Annotated in this window: 12 protein-coding genes; 7 read left to right on the forward strand and 5 right to left on the reverse strand. The window is 37.4% G+C overall.

Translation table 11 applies throughout. From position 1 onward, the window contains the following. Positions 1-38: 38 nt before the first annotated feature. The 4 genes from fabD to MTQ00_RS03475 all read left to right on the forward strand — a co-directional run bounded on the left by fabD (position 39) and on the right by MTQ00_RS03475 (position 4821). A complete protein-coding gene (gene fabD / locus MTQ00_RS03460) occupies positions 39-2327 on the forward strand; it encodes an ACP S-malonyltransferase (RefSeq protein WP_273647757.1) in 2289 nt (762 codons plus the stop codon). Then, positions 2328-3299: an acyltransferase domain-containing protein gene (locus MTQ00_RS03465; protein WP_273647758.1), complete on the forward strand. Its 972-nt coding sequence runs from the start codon at positions 2328-2330 to the stop codon at positions 3297-3299. Positions 3300-3381: 82 nt separating this feature from the next. Continuing rightward, positions 3382-4035, forward strand: coding sequence for an MBL fold metallo-hydrolase (locus tag MTQ00_RS03470; RefSeq protein WP_273647759.1), 654 nt, complete (start codon positions 3382-3384; stop codon positions 4033-4035). A 42-nt stretch (positions 4036-4077) separates the two neighbouring features. Further along, positions 4078-4821, forward strand: a complete 744-nt coding sequence (locus MTQ00_RS03475; RefSeq protein ID WP_273647760.1) for a 4'-phosphopantetheinyl transferase family protein — start codon at positions 4078-4080, stop codon at positions 4819-4821. A gap of 5 nt (positions 4822-4826) precedes the next feature. On the opposite strand, the gene ppk1 is transcribed toward MTQ00_RS03475, so the two are convergent. Continuing rightward, positions 4827-6851, reverse strand: coding sequence for a polyphosphate kinase 1 (gene ppk1 / locus MTQ00_RS03480; RefSeq protein ID WP_273647761.1), 2025 nt, complete (start codon positions 6849-6851; stop codon positions 4827-4829). 382 nt (positions 6852-7233) lie between these two features. Here ppk1 and MTQ00_RS03485 point away from each other — a divergent pair, with 382 nt between their 5' ends. Next, positions 7234-7593, forward strand: coding sequence for a VOC family protein (locus tag MTQ00_RS03485; RefSeq protein WP_273647762.1), 360 nt, complete (start codon positions 7234-7236; stop codon positions 7591-7593). 141 nt (positions 7594-7734) lie between these two features. Beyond that, entirely contained in the window at positions 7735-8619 is an 885-nt protein-coding gene (locus MTQ00_RS03490; protein WP_273647763.1) for a serine hydrolase, read from the forward strand. Between the two features lie 64 nt (positions 8620-8683). On the opposite strand, the gene MTQ00_RS03495 is transcribed toward MTQ00_RS03490, so the two are convergent. Further along, complete coding sequence (locus MTQ00_RS03495) at positions 8684-9523, reverse strand: alpha/beta hydrolase family protein (protein WP_273647764.1); 840 nt, start codon at positions 9521-9523, stop codon at positions 8684-8686. Positions 9524-9751: 228 nt separating this feature from the next. Between MTQ00_RS03495 and MTQ00_RS03500 the strand changes: the two genes are divergently transcribed. Next, the gene (locus tag MTQ00_RS03500; RefSeq protein ID WP_172283436.1) at positions 9752-11335 is read left to right on the forward strand and encodes a Na+/H+ antiporter; all 1584 of its coding nucleotides are present in this window, start codon (positions 9752-9754) and stop codon (positions 11333-11335) included. 35 nt (positions 11336-11370) lie between these two features. Here the strand turns inward: MTQ00_RS03500 and MTQ00_RS03505 are convergent, their stop codons facing one another. The 3 genes from MTQ00_RS03505 to MTQ00_RS03515 are packed head-to-tail and all read right to left on the reverse strand — an operon-like array spanning position 11371 to position 14902. Further along, positions 11371-11715 (reverse strand): nuclear transport factor 2 family protein, encoded by a 345-nt coding sequence (locus MTQ00_RS03505; RefSeq protein WP_172283434.1) that lies wholly within the window; start codon positions 11713-11715, stop codon positions 11371-11373. Between the two features lie 29 nt (positions 11716-11744). Further along, on the reverse strand, positions 11745-14069 hold the full coding sequence (locus MTQ00_RS03510) for a poly(ethylene terephthalate) hydrolase family protein (protein WP_273647765.1): 2325 nt from the start codon (positions 14067-14069) through the stop codon (positions 11745-11747). A 50-nt stretch (positions 14070-14119) separates the two neighbouring features. Next, positions 14120-14902 carry a hypothetical protein gene (locus tag MTQ00_RS03515; RefSeq protein WP_273647766.1) on the reverse strand — a complete coding sequence of 261 codons (783 nt, stop codon included), beginning with the start codon at positions 14900-14902 and terminating at the stop codon, positions 14120-14122. Positions 14903-15095 lie beyond the last annotated feature (193 nt).

Here is a 15095-nt window from a genome sequence, read left to right on the forward strand (position 1 = left end):
GTGTTCCATATGACCATAAAAACAATAAATATTAGCATATGAAAGCAGTAATGTTTCCGGGGCAGGGATCCCAATACAAAGGAATGGGAAAAGACCTGTTCAATCAGTTCAGAAAAGAAACAATTTTAGCATCAGAAATATTAGGGTACGACCTTGAAGAATTATGCATCAAAGATCCTGAACGTCAGTTGGGGAAAACACAATTCACACAACCTGCATTATATACGGTAAATGCATTTACACATTATGTCAACTCATCAGGAAGTAAACCCGACTTTTTCATTGGACACAGTCTGGGAGAATATAATGCCCTGTTAGCAGCAGAAGCATTCAGCTTTGAAACCGGATTAAAGCTGGTTCAGAAAAGAGGAGCTTTGATGGCTGCGGCATCCGGAGGTGGAATGGCAGCGGTATTGGGACTTAAAGTGGATGCCGTACAAAAACTTTTAGCAGAAGGAGGATACAGCGATATAGATATCGCCAATATCAATACTCCGACTCAGATTGTAATAGCGGGACCTCAGGATTCCATTGACAGGATCGTGCAGGAATTTGAAGAACGTAAGATTAAAATATTTCCTCTTTTTGTAAGCGCTCCTTTCCATTCAAGATATATGAAACCTGCGGCTACAGAATTTAAAGATTATCTTCAAAACTTTAGTTTTTCAGCCTTAAAGACTCCTGTGATTGCAAATGTTACAGCAAAACCTTATCCTGATGGACAGATCATTGAGCTTTTGGCTCAGCAGATTGAAAGCTCTGTACAGTGGACAGATACCATCCGGACTTTAATGGGGAAGGGAGTTACCGAATATGAAGAAACAGGAAGTGTTATTTTAACTAAAATGGTCAATGAAATTACAGAAAACTGTACGCCATTGATCCATGAAGAGGAAATTGTAATCGAAACAGCAAAACCTCATGTTAACGGATCAGTGAATGGTAAGGTAAATGGGGAAGCTTCAAAAAAAGAATGCCTTTCCACCCGCTTGGGAAGCCATGAATTCCGTAAAGATTATGGTCTTAAATACGCATACGTTGCAGGATCTATGTACCGAGGAATTGCTTCACCTCAATTAGTAGTACGCTTGGGAAAAAACGGATTCATGGGATTTTTGGGAACAGGAGGAATGCCATTGACAGAAATAGAAAAGAATATTATTAAAATTCAGGAAGAACTGACCCATGGAGAACCGTATGGCGTTAACTTCCTGCATAATTTAAATGATCCGGCTTCTGAAATGAAAGCTATCGAGCTTTTACTTCTTTATGGAGTAACGAATATTGAAGCTTCGGCCTATATGCAGATGATGCCTGCTTTGGTGTATTACAGATTAAAAGGTTTACAGAAAGGACCAAACGGTGAAGTAATATGTAAGCATAACATTATTGCCAAAGTTTCCAGACCAGAGGTTGCAGAAGTGTTTATGCGTCCCGCCCCTGAAAAAATTGTGAGACATCTTCTGGAAGAAGAGTTGATCACTCCCGAACAGGCAGCACTTTCCAAAAAGGTACCGATGAGTTATGATATTTGTGTGGAAGCAGATTCAGGTGGGCATACCGATCGTGGAATTGCTATGGTTTTGTTACCGTCTATCCAACGTTTAAGAGCAGATATTATGGCGGAATATGCTTATGATAAAGGAATACGAGTTGGATTGGCAGGAGGAATAGGTACCCCTCAGGCAGCAACATGTGCGTACATCATGGGAGCCGACTTTATAGTAACAGGCTCTGTGAATCAATGTACGGTAGAAGCAGGAACCAGCGATGCTGTAAAAGACCTTTTACAGGACATCAATGTACAGGATACCGATTATGCGCCGGCAGGAGATATGTTTGAAATTGGTGCTAAAGTACAAGTGCTTAGAAGGGGAGTGTTGTTTGCTGCAAGGGCAAATAAACTATACGCATTATACAATCAGTACAACAGTTTAGACGAGATCCCTGAAAAGACCTTAACACAATTGGAAAAAACGTATTTTGAAAAAAACATTAGTGAAATATGGAACGAAGTACGCGAATATTGTAGAAATGTGGGAGCTGAGGCAGAGATTACCAAAGCGGAACAGAATCCTAAAAATAAAATGGCTTTGGTCTTCCGTTGGTATTTTGGGTATACCAATAGACTGGCTTTTGAAGGAAATATTGAGAATAAAGCCAATTTCCAGATCCATACAGGTTCTGCACTTGGAGCATTTAATCAGTGGGTCAAAGGTACTCCGATGGAAAGCTGGAAAAAACGCCATGTTGACGAGATTGGAGTCAATATTATGGTAGGAGCAGCAAAATTATTAGAAAACACAGCATTAATGGTAAATAATTAGATGACAGAAAACGAGTTTAAAAAACATATTGTATTCTTATTTTCCGGACAAGGAAGCCATTATCGCGGGATGGGACGGGAATTGTACGAACAGCACCCGAAATTTAAAAGCTGTCTTGAAAGACTGGATCAAATGGTACAAAAGCAGCTCAACTACTCATTGATTGATGAACTGTATACCAACACAGAAGAATCGTTCGATGAGTTGTTGATCACCCATCCTGCAATTGTTGCTGTTGAGATTGCTTTGTATGAAGTTCTATTGGAAATGGGAATTAAACCGGATTTTATATCGGGTAACAGTTTGGGTGAATTTGCGGCAGGTGTTGCTAATGGAGTATGGGATGCTGCCAGTGCTGTTGAAGCTGCAATAGAACAGGCTAAATCCATCTGCCGTGCTGATATTGAAGGTGGTATGCTGGTAGTTTTTGCCGAAGAAATAAAATTGAGAAGTCTCTATAAACAACATCAGCTATTTCTTGCATCAGATAATTTTAAAGGACATTTTACTTTATCAGGTAAAACGTCTCACTTAGAAGTATTTGAAAGTAAATTGTCTGAAGAAGGAATGAGTACTTTTCGGCTTCCTGTCAATGTTCCTTTTCATTCTCCATTAATGAAAACTGCAAAAGCAGATTTCGATCAGTACAGCAGTTCAGCCAGTGCTTTTAAAGCTCCATCCAAAGGATTTATATCGGGTTTTGAAGCGAAAGAAATCAATGAGCTGACAGCTGATTATTTCTGGCAGGCGATAAGTCAGTATTCTAATTTTACAAAAATAATTGATCTTCTGGAAGCCAAAGGTCCCTGTCTGTATATAGACATGGGACCTTCGGGAACCAGTGCTGCATTTGTTAAATACAATCTGCAACCTGAAACTTCTTCTGAGGTACTAACCATTATGAGCCCTTACAGAAGAGAAATTGAGCAGCTGGAAAAATTACAGCAAAAAATAAAAGATACAGTAGTATGAACACCCATGTCAAAAATTTTTTGACACCCTGGGAAGTGATGATGGGCATTCCATCTGATCTTAAAAAAATAAATATAAACAGATGAAAGTAGAAGTTTTCCTCGTATCTGGTCAAGGTATTAAAAATCAATGTTACCTCATTCATGATAACCATTCCGGAATATTGATCGATCCGGCATGGGACTATGAGTTGATCAGCAGTTTTTTGAAAGACAACCATATTACATTGAGAGGGGTTTTATTGACTCACTCTCATTACGATCATACAGATCTGGCCTCCATTTTTGCAGTATATTATGGGGTACCGGTATATATGTCAGCCATTGAAATCAGACAATATGAATTTACATGCCCTAATCTCATCGCTATCCAGCATTTGCAGGATGTCATGGTAGGTCAGTTTAGTGTAACGGCCTTACTGACTCCGGGACATACGAAAGGAAGTGTTTGCTATCTCATTGATAAGCATTGTTTTACAGGAGATACTATTTTTATTGAAGGAGTGGGCATCTGTGACAATAGTGGAATCAATTCCCTTTATGATTCCGTACAGTTTATAAAACAATATTTACCCCAGCAGGCCTTAATCTGGCCGGGACATTCGTTTGGTGAACAGCCGGGAAAAGAACTAAGTTTTCTACTGCAGAACAACATCTATTTCCTTTTGAACAGAAGAGATGCTTTTACAGATTTCAGGATGCGGAAGAATCAGCCAGACCCTTTTTCTTTCAAATAATAATGCTAATTTTATGCGTTTATTGACGATGAACTTATTGCTATGAATGTATCCATACAAAATAATAGTGCAGTTGAAAAATTAGCTTTACAGAGAGCAGATGGTTTGTATCCTGCTGCTATTGCAGTAACTCAGCACTCGCTGGCTCACTTGAAAGAAATACGACATTCTTTTTTGCATCAGGAAGAACTGGACTTTTTTGGTACATTAAAGTTACCTAAAGTTCAGCACAGTTATTTGCTGGGTAGATACGCTGCCAAAACTGCATTAAGTGCATTTATGAATGAAGTTGTTTTACCAGATACAAAAATAGTTTCCGGAATATTCCAGCAGCCCGTTCTTCATTTATCCGGAGCGGGAAATATCCAATTAAGTATTTCTCATACTACAGAAATGGGGATAGCTGTGGTATTTCCGGAAGGACATCCGATGGGGGTAGACGTAGAAGCTGTTAGTGCAGAGCAGTCAGATACCATTAAAGGAGTTATTACTCCTCATGAGAAAGATAAGCTTTTGGATATTGATGGTGATGAAAACAAAAGTCTTACTGTTTTATGGACGATAAAAGAAGCCCTGTCCAAAGTCCTGAAAACCGGTCTTATGACTCCTTTTCATTTATATGAAATTGAGGATATTGAGCATAAAGGAAATGTTATCGTTTGCAGCTTTATCAATTTTCCTCAATATCAATCCATATCCTGGGTGTCAAAAGGACATGCATGGTCCATTGTATTACCTAAAAAAAGTAGTTTGGATACAGCAGTGATTTCACGATTGTGTTTGTAGAACAGTTATTTTTTCTTTGACTTTTTCTCTTTCTTTTTGTACCAAAGATAAGTAGCCTGTTGAGATGAGCTATCCGGTTGCCCGGCCTGGTCTTCGGAAATACTCTGGCCTTTACTGTTAATGATCCTCTTTTTGGTATGGTCATTCAGCTCCATATTGATAATAGCGTTAATCTCCTGCATGATTTTTTTATCCTTTATAGGAAAGGCAACTTCTATTCTGCGGTTGAGATTCCTGCTAAGCATATCTGCCGAAGAAAGGTAAATTTTTTCTGCTCCATCATTGTGAAATCGATAGATACGGGAGTGTTCAAGATAACGGTCTACAATCCTGTAAATCTTGATGTTTTCCGTATAACCTTTAATTCCCGGCAGCAGAGTGCAGATCCCCCTCACAATAAGGGTAATTTCAACTTTTGCATTATTGGCTTCAATTAGTTTACTGATGATTTCCTTGTCATTAAGACCGTTGATCTTCATGAATACTGCTCCTTTCTTGCCATTCTCAACATTTTGTATTTCAATATCAATATGCTGTAAGATATTTTCTTTAAGATTAAATCCTGCGACCCATAAATTAGAAATAGGGTAATTTTTTTCTTTGGTTTTAAAAAACCTGAATACCTGCTTCAGATCATCCGTATATTCTTTTTGAGAGGTGAAAAAGCCAAAATCGGTGTATGTTTCTGCTGTATTTTCATTGAAATTTCCTGTTGATAGGTAAGCATAATTCTTTGTCTTTCCTGCATTTTTTAAGGTTAATAGAGCCACCTTGGCATGTACTTTAAGATTAGGCATACTGTAAATGATCCTGATTCCGGCCCTTTGCATCTCGTTGGCCCAGAAGAGGTTGTTGTTTTCGTCGAATCTGGCTTTTACCTCAACAAAAACAGTTACTTTTTTTCCATTTTTTGCAGCGCTGATCAGAGCATTAGCAATGAGGGACTGTGAAGATATGCGGTACAGGGTTACTTTTATTTCCGTTACATCTTTATGAATAGCAGCCTCGTTAAAAAACTGTAGGACATAATGATAAGATTGATATGGGAAATGGAGCAGCTGGTTTTCTTCACCAATGACTTCAAATATTGATTTCTTGGTCTCAAACGGGAAATATTTCAGCGGTGGGAAATTTTCGTTCTGAAGATCCGGAAAATTGGGATTAGGAAACTTAAACAGATCAAAAAAATTATGATGAGTACCACCTTCAATCATTTCGTAGTCCTTCAGATGGAATGCATTTTTACATAGCTTTCTCATTTCTTCGGGCATATTAAAATCATACAGGAATCTTGTAGATGAACCCGATTTTCTTTCCTGCAGTTTCTTTTTGATCTTGGAAACCAGATTTCCGCTAGCTTCGTCCTCAATCAGGTAATTTTCATCCCGGTTAAGTTTAATAGCAAATGCTGTAGAGGTTTTCTGGTCAGGGAATATATAATGCAGACATTTTTTAATTATTGTGTCTATGGATATGATGTAATTTTTTCCTTTTACAGGGCTCAGTAATTTATACCGGTTCAGCTTATCAGCTGGTATATTGATGTAACAATAGGTGATTTCGCCATTTGTATTTTTTAGCCGGATCAATAAGTAAAGCTGCCTGTTATTTAAAAAATACTCCTGATTTTCGTCTTCTGACAAATAAACAATTTGGATATAAGAAAGGATGGTTGTTTTAAAGTGACTGTCGATCTCCTCTGTATGCAGGGGGAGCAAAGACTGATTTTCGTAATAGATGATCTTATTTTCGTGAAGTTCCGGGATAATCTGCTTTTTCCATATCGAGCCGAATGTATTCTGCTGGCGGTTAATTTCCTTACTAACCTTCTCAAACAAACTGCTTTTTTCAGGAATAGAATGCAGATCGCTGATCTTTACCCGGTAAAATTCATCAAGATTGGAAGAATGAATGGCAAGGAATTTTATTCTTTCATACAGAGGATTGGTTTTATCAGCCGCTTCCTGTAAAACACAGTCATTAAAAGATAACCAGGACAATTCGGATGGAAATATATATTTTTTAGACATTTTATAATTGTTGAAGTCAAATATAGATAAGGATGGAATTCAAATTTCATTTAGAAAATCCTCTTTCAAAATTTCATTAAGCGATATTGAATGTGAAATTAATACAATTTTTAATATCAAAACCATAATTCATGGTTAGTTTGCGAAATATTAATACTGGAAATTAGATAAGACCCGGTTATTGTGATAAAGCAAAATATAGGTGATCTTAAATATTGATTCCTGATCAAAATAGACATGAAATGAGGCTGAACATGTACAAATACAGGGATAAGCAATAGAGAAAAAGCGTAATCGTTAGCGCTTGATTATTAAATAATCTATTGAATCTATATTTTAAATTAAAAAATAATAGCTAAATTCACTTTTTAACAAAAAGAAGATGAAGCTTAATCATATCAATTTAGTTGTTGCCAATGTTGAAAAGACAACAAAATTCTTTCAGACCTATTTCGGTTTTAAATGTGTAGATGTAAAAGGAGATTATATCGTTAGTGTATTAAAGGGAGAAGGTAATTTTACACTGGTATTGATGAAAAACCGAGAAGGAACTCCTGCTTACCCCGAAGCCTTTCACATAGGATTTATGCTGGACACCATAGAACAGGTTAATGATATATACCAACGTTTAAAAACGGGAGGTATCGTAGGAGAACAGGAACCCCGCAAAATAAGGGATAGCTTTGGTTTTTATTTCAGCTATGAAAACCTGATGATAGAGGTGGGGCATTATTATGAATAGTTTTTGGTTTGATTAAGGTAGAGGATTTTAAGATTTTGATTTTGTAAATCTTATACGAATGTTTTAGATAATAGGTTGAATGGAATCAGGAAAAACTAAAAATTTAAAATAGAAAAACAATAATAAAACAAACACATTCAGATGAAAAAAGGGTTTATGTATTTTTTGCTGGTCATTTTTATGACGTCGTGCAGGAGTACTTCTGTGGAAACAAATTTAACAAATGACATCAATAAATTGATAGATGGCAAAAAAATGGACATAGGAGTTTCTGTCAGAAATAATGAAGGAAATGAATTAGTTAAGATTAATAATGATAAGAAATACAGGCTATACAGTGGATCAAAATACTTTTTAGGTCTTTATATTTTACATCTTGTAGATCAGGGAAAGATGAATCTGAATCAACAGATTGTATTTTCTAAAGAAGATTTAAGACCAGATACCTATAGCCCTCTGAGAGATAGTATTCCCCAGGGAACAACAATGTCTCTTAAACAGTCCGTCTCTTTTATGCTTAAACGTAGTGATAATAATATATTCGATAAGCTTGCGAATCATGTTCCCGGAAGCTTTGGCGGCCTCAATACTTTTATCCATGAAATTCACATGGGAAATCCGGGAGATTTCAGTATTATGTATGATTATACCAGTCCTTTAAAAGACTTTGAATCAAATAGGATTACCCCTGGTTTTGCTACAAAAATCCTTTATCAGGTTGAAAAGAAGAAAATATTATCTCACGAAAGTTTTGATCTGCTAAAAAACGGAATGGAACATTCGGTAACAAATACCAGAATACAGGGATTGATACAAAATAAAACAAAATCATTTCATAAATCAGGAACATCAGGCAGGGACAATGGTGTGCTCCGGGCATGTAATGATATTGGAATTGTAAATCTTCAAGATGGTAAATCTTTCAGTATTGCCGTATTTATATCCGACTCCCATGAAGACAATAAGACCAATGATGATGTAATAGCAAAAATAACGGACTTAGTGTATAGTAAGTTGAACAAATAAATGCTCATGTACTTTATGTGTCTGATTTGTATGTTTATGGACGGACTTTAACACTGTACTTTTCTTAAATTATTTCCCGTAAAAATAACGGCCATATATTGTCTTTGAATTGTTCACGGAAAATGCCAAAATGCCCGATAGTATCAGTATTAAAATCTTTTGGAACCAGATGAATTCTGGTCAGATCTGCCCTTTCATATTTTTTACTGAGCCAGTCAACGGCTTTTCTGGGGGCAAAATGATCATCTTCAATGCTAACAGAAATTAAAGGGGTTGTGATGTTTTTGAAAAATAGATCCTGCTTCGGAATATGATCAAAAAGATAATTAGGTGACAAACACCATTTTCCCCATTGTTTAGCAACATTTTTAGGTAAATTTTCCATACCGCTGATTCTTTTGGAAGGAAGGTAATTAAAAAAGCTGATCAGTAGAGGAAACATCGCTTTCCAATAAGTCCATAACTTATATTTTTGAAACCCTTTCCAGAATTTCCAGTATCCGCTCTGGGCTGCGACAAGAATAATTTTACCAGCCTCTGTAGAAGATGATGATAACCCGATAAGCTGACCTCCGATACTGTGCCCCAATAAAATGATATTCTGGTCCGGATAATTCTTTTTAGTGTATTCTGTTACAGCATGCAAATCGGTTTTTCCCCAGTCTGAAGCACCATTATTCAGTTTTTGAATAGGCTTTTTAAGAGATTCTCCTATACCAAGGTAGTCAAAAGTAATGACTGAAACTCCATGATCAGAAAGGAATTGTGCAAACTTTTTATAATAAGATTGTTTTACTCCGGTAGCTGATGATATGATCAGAATATTTTTACTGTCAGGAACTTCGTAAATATGGGCAGAAACAGGATACCCTTCATTGGTTTTGATTTCTACTGTTTTCATCATATTTGGTTATGTAGTTTGAATAAATAATGATTTCTCATTATTAAGAGGTTTTTGATAAAATAGTGAATAAAAATTTTTAATAAATGTAAGCCATAATTTTTTTAATAAGAGAAGAATTGCCTTGATTTTAAGTGTTATACATAATTTTTATTGAAAGTAATCTCCGAAAATACTATTTTTAAAATCCGTATCATTTCAAATAATTATTTCAAACAACGAGTAACGAATATGCACGAACTATTACCTTTCATGTTAGCCTTGATTATAGCAATTGTATTGATCGAAATGTTGGCTGAAAAACTGAGAATTGCATATCCCATACTTCTTGTTGTTGCCGGGCTGCTGATCAGTTTTATTCCCGGGCTGCCAGGCATACAGATTGATCCGGACCTTATATTCTTTATTTTCCTGCCGCCTATTCTCTTTGAAGCTGCATGGAGTATTTCATTTAAAGAAATGAAAAAGTGGTGGCGGATCATTGGAAGTTTTGCGTTTCTGGTTGTATTTTTTTCCGCGCTCACAGTTGCATTGATATCTAATTATTTTATTCCGGGTTTTACCCTTGCATTAGGTTTTCTGTTAGGAGGAATTGTATCGCCTCCCGACGCGGTTAGTACGGGAGCAATTATGAAGTTTGTGAGAATTCCAAAATCCACCTCCGCAGTTCTGGAAGGTGAAAGCTTACTGAACGATGCCTCATCGCTTATTATTGTCCGCTTTGCTTTAGTAGCTATAGGAACGGGACAATTTATTTTCCAGACGGCGATTACGGATTTCTTCTGGATGGTTATAGGAGGAATAGGAATCGGACTTTTAGGAGGATGGCTCTTTATCCAGGCTCATAAAAGACTGCCTACGGATGCACCTTCAGATATTGTGTTTACACTGGTGGAATCCTATCTGCTGTATTGGGTGGCTGAACAGGCACATAGTTCAGGTGTGCTGGCCGTAGTCGCCGGTGGATTGTTTTTATCCACCCGGAGGCTTACTTTTCTCAGTAGTGCCAGCAGGATCAAAGGGCTCAGTTTTTGGGAAGCGCTGATCTTTATTTTAAATGGTATCGTATTTATGATCATCGGATTAGCTCTTCCGGAAATTGTGAAGGGGCTTAGGGCAGATGGGATTCCTTTAAGAACAGCAATTTTTTATGGAGCCCTTGTTACGGTAATTTTAATTGCTACCCGGATGATCTCTTCTTATGCCGCACTGATTGCAACTGTTATGTTCAGGCCCAGTGTTGCTCCCGGAAGAGGTTTAAGCCGCCGGAGAATACTTGGCTTACCGCTGTTATTAGGTTGGACAGGAATGCGGGGTGTGGTGTCATTAGCCGCTGCTTTATCTATTCCGTTGACCTTACCGACCGGAGAAGCTTTTCCACATAGAAATCTGATATTGTTCGTCACCTTTACAGTGATACTTTTTACACTTCTTATCCAGGGGCTTACTCTTCCTCTTATCATTGAACGCTCAAAATTGTTTGATTACGGCAGGGAATTACCGGAGGATGAAGCAAAAATGAAAGTAAAAAACCATCTTGTGGTAGAAACAATACGTTTGTTAAAAGAAAAACAAAAAATGGGGGAGTATGAAGATCCTCATTTACAAAAGATGATTGACCAGTGGGAATATAAAATAAGCCAGCCGGAACATTTGAGAATGACCGAACGGACCAAACAGAATTACCTCGAATTGCTGGAAAATCAGCGTAAGTTCTTATCGGGACTTAACAAAGATCCTGAATTGCATGAAGAATACATCAATTGGCAAATATATCAGATCGATCTGGAAGAAGAGAGAATCAGACTTTTATAAATCAATAAAACGGGCTTTGGCCCGTTTATTTTTTATTAATCAGTATAAAATGCATGCATCCTTTTCACCTTGCCCTCATCATTAAAGAACATCACCTCAATTGCTTTTTTGTTCATAATGGATTGGTAATACAATGCAACGGAATTGATACCGTAAGTGACATCATACAGTTCAAAATGCAAATCGGGTACCTTCTCAAGAGCACGCCCCCAATATTCTCTAACAGCTTCTTTTCCTTTAAGGGTATCTTCACCTGATGTGAATGTTTTGATCATCGGAGTAGTGATCTCGATATCATCTGCATAATGGCTCAGGATGTCTTCCAAATTATGAGAATTCCAGGAGTTGATCCAAAGGTTGGCAAAATTTTTAATGTCCATAGAATATTTAGTTTTTTAGGGTCAATAGATTAATGGGTAGAAGTAGGAAGTTTAACAAAGCTGATGTCATCCAGAATAACTACACCTTCCGGAGTTTTATCAAAGATCAATGAGATCGATTTCAGCTTATCCAGATCCAGTTCCGGATACTTTTTTCTGACGGTATCAAGGTCAAAATAAAAATAGTCTGGAATAGATTCTGCATCAGGATTATCATTGAAAAAACTGAATTTGGTTAAGTTCTTTTTCAGTTGAGGTTGTAAAGGTGCACAGTCACTCAAAAGGAAATGTGCTTTTTTTCCGTTTTGATCCGTCAGCTCAATACTGAAATCGATGGCCTTTTTTTGCAGATCTTTTTTTACGGACTCCTCCTTTTTAGTTTCTTTTTTTCCTTTCCGGGCTGCTACCGAAGATTCATCGCTCTCTGCAAGATTAAATGCCAATGCTTTTCCCTTTAAATCCTGGCGGAGGCTGTCAGGGAAAGTAAAAGTATATTTTCCTGGTTTATTACCGTTTTCACTGTGATTCCACCCGATATAAGGAGCTCTTGAAATTTGACTGTTCCAGATCAGCTTCTGCTGGGCTTCCCGCCATAAGCTAAGGTTTTCACCCGTGATCTGTACGCCTTTTAAAGTGGCAGTAGATAGGTTGAGATCTTCTTCATAACGGGCAACAAATGTCGTTTCACTATCCTCAAACTGATTGAAATAAATATGGTTCGGAAGCCATTTTCGTCCATACCGATAATCTGTAAAAAGAGGTTTGTAGACGTTTTCTCCTTTCAGGTTAACATCTAAAAAAGCGGATATGTATACTTTTGCGATCTGTTGTTGTTCCTTTTCAGGCATCAGGTTTTTCATATTGAACTGATTAATATACGGACTGCTGGAATCATAGCTTCCCCATGAAGTATTGAACTGTCCGTGGTTTGCCTGATGAACATACAATCCAGCTTTGAATCCCTTATAATGCCGTGAATACTGAATCCGTTTATATGTGGCAAGTCCGCCGTAAGACTGCATGTCCATATCATGAACTCCCTGGATGACAAAATAATTGATGTCTTCCAGGGGTGCTAAAATAGATGCCGGCTGATACTGTCCGTCCACCGGTGCAATAGCTATGTAAGCTTTTATATTAAAATTAAAATCGAATCTTTCATTGGCATTGTCAGGAAAATAAGGCAGCTTATTGAACAGCGCAGCGTGCGACATGGCTTCCCCACCTCTGGAATGTCCTATGAGCGCAATCTGATCCATATTGATCCTGTTAAAAAACGGATTACGAGGATCCTGATTCCATTTTCTCCAAAGCTGCAGATGTTTAAGCATCAGCCAGCCTCTTGCTCCGTTTTCGTCTTTGAATCCTTTTTGGTCGATATCCGTAAAACTTGTATTCAGGAAATTTTCATCAACGGATGCTACAATATATCCTTTGCTTGCCAGAAGCTTACCCAGATAATCATATCCTTTTTCAGACCAGTCCTGGGCCAGATGATTGCCATGAACGATCAATACCAAAGGAGCCTTTCCATTGAGATTTTCAGGATACCAAACCATTGCATTCAGGGGAAGTTGCGTTTTATCAAATCCAAAATAGCGTGTACGGAGTTTACCGGACATTCCATCCCATGAGTTAAGAAGTATGGAGCCGTCTACAGAAGCTGTTTTAATATTTACATCCCGGCCATAGATCGTACGGTGTTTGTCTTTTCCCGATCCGTAAGTAAGGAAAGCTACTTTGTATTTTCCCGGAAGGGAAGGGTCAGGAGCATTGATCGGGAGGGGAAGTTTCCCGGACATTTTATAATTTTTAACTGCTGAAGGAGTATTCCCCGAATCCAAATAAATATAACCGCCAATCACGATTCCAAGAATTCCAATAAAAAGTGAAGTTGCGGTAAGTATTTTCTGACGCAATGACCAGCTTGTTTTAGATTTGGATCTCCAATAGAACAAAGCTCCAAAGGTAAGAGAAGGAAAAAGAACAAGAAATACAATCAATACCCAGCGAAATGTAGATGTAATTAAAATAAGATAGAAGAAAAAAAACAGGGTAAAACCGATTGCATGTCTGAAATTAGAAGGTGTTCTGCCTATTAAGCCGGCCAACCAGCCTATTAATCCGCCAATAAGGTAACTTACCAGAAGTGAAATCAGCAGAAATAAAATGAAATTTCCCCATCCTATGGCAGGAAGGAATTTATCCGCGGATACCAGAATGAAAAAAATACAGGAACTCAAAAGAATGCCATACCCGCTTGCTTTTAATGTCTGACGGCTTGGAGCAATCGAGTTTTCTAAACGTTGAAACCAACCTGTTATTTTTTTCCATAGTGAAGTTTTTTCGTTCATAATATATTGCTTGGTGTTTGTTTTTATAAAATGGAAGTCTACTCTAGAAGCTACAAATCAACTGCTGAAAAAGGAGGGTGGAAGTACTTGGGATCAGCATATTCAAATTCGAAATTCAGTTCAGCGATCAGTCTGGCTGAAGAGATTTTCTTTCCTTCCGGTTTTGTGGTATCTGTGTTCAATATGTTTTTCTGAATACTGATGACTTCTGATTTGGTGGGATGAAGTGGGGCAACCACATTATAGATTCTGGAAGAACATTGCTTTTCAATCATTTTCTCAATAACCGAACAAATGTCGTTGTAGTGAATATGATTGACAAAAAAATTGAGATTTGAGACATTATATTTGCTTAGAAAACGATCATCTCCCATGAGACCAGCCAACCTTAAAATATTAGTTTGGGGATATCTGGTTCTGATCATTCTTTCTCCGGAAATCTGATCAGGAGATACATCTTCCTCGATAAATTCTTTACTGAGATCAGGATATACCCCTGTTGTACTCATAAGAAAAATCTGTCCGTCATAATCTTCTATAAATGAAAAAAGATTCTGGATCCTGTTGTATAAAGAACTTGCACAGCAGCTTTTTCCCGAAATGGGAATAGTAATGATCAGGACATCCAGTTCATTGATAATCTGCCATTGATCCATTTTTTCAGTCAGCAGATAATCGGGAAAATTGACAAGGTAAGGATGAAATCCTTGTTTTTCCAAGTGCTTAGCCTTGTCCGGACTTGTTATTGTTGTATAGACCTCAAAGGTTTCGGACAATTTTGTTGCAATCCTTGATCCCAGCCAGCCACAACCGATTATTCCTGCTTTTTTCATATTAACTTTTTTTATCTCCTTCCTAATTATAATGATGTGAATTCGAACTTGTGTACTATTATTTTTTTAAGTAGGTGAAATTAATCAATTTATTTAGTATATACCTGCTGTCAGGTAGAAAAAAATACGCTCCGGCAGGTATTGGAGGGGCCTCTTTATGCAGGTAAATTTGCTTTTATAATTGATGAAAGGA

Origin of the sequence: Chryseobacterium sp. B21-037 (assembly GCF_028570785.1) — a bacterium.
GTDB classification, from domain to species: Bacteria; Bacteroidota; Bacteroidia; order Flavobacteriales; family Weeksellaceae; genus Chryseobacterium; species Chryseobacterium proteolyticum.

Bases quoted from the DNA above. Each gene is read 5' to 3' on its own strand.
- fabD (WP_273647757.1), top strand. From the start codon at position 39: ATGAAAGCAGTAATGTTTCCGGGGCAGGGATCCCAATACAAAGGAATG.
- MTQ00_RS03465 (WP_273647758.1), top strand. From the start codon at position 2,328: ATGACAGAAAACGAGTTTAAAAAACATATTGTATTCTTATTTTCCGGA.
- MTQ00_RS03470 (WP_273647759.1), top strand. From the start codon at position 3,382: ATGAAAGTAGAAGTTTTCCTCGTATCTGGTCAAGGTATTAAAAATCAA.
- MTQ00_RS03475 (WP_273647760.1), top strand. From the start codon at position 4,078: ATGAATGTATCCATACAAAATAATAGTGCAGTTGAAAAATTAGCTTTA.
- ppk1 (WP_273647761.1), bottom strand. From the start codon at position 6,851: ATGTCTAAAAAATATATATTTCCATCCGAATTGTCCTGGTTATCTTTT.
- MTQ00_RS03485 (WP_273647762.1), top strand. From the start codon at position 7,234: ATGAAGCTTAATCATATCAATTTAGTTGTTGCCAATGTTGAAAAGACA.
- MTQ00_RS03490 (WP_273647763.1), top strand. From the start codon at position 7,735: ATGAAAAAAGGGTTTATGTATTTTTTGCTGGTCATTTTTATGACGTCG.
- MTQ00_RS03495 (WP_273647764.1), bottom strand. From the start codon at position 9,523: ATGATGAAAACAGTAGAAATCAAAACCAATGAAGGGTATCCTGTTTCT.
- MTQ00_RS03500 (WP_172283436.1), top strand. From the start codon at position 9,752: ATGCACGAACTATTACCTTTCATGTTAGCCTTGATTATAGCAATTGTA.
- MTQ00_RS03505 (WP_172283434.1), bottom strand. From the start codon at position 11,715: ATGGACATTAAAAATTTTGCCAACCTTTGGATCAACTCCTGGAATTCT.
- MTQ00_RS03510 (WP_273647765.1), bottom strand. From the start codon at position 14,069: ATGAACGAAAAAACTTCACTATGGAAAAAAATAACAGGTTGGTTTCAA.
- MTQ00_RS03515 (WP_273647766.1), bottom strand. From the start codon at position 14,902: ATGAAAAAAGCAGGAATAATCGGTTGTGGCTGGCTGGGATCAAGGATT.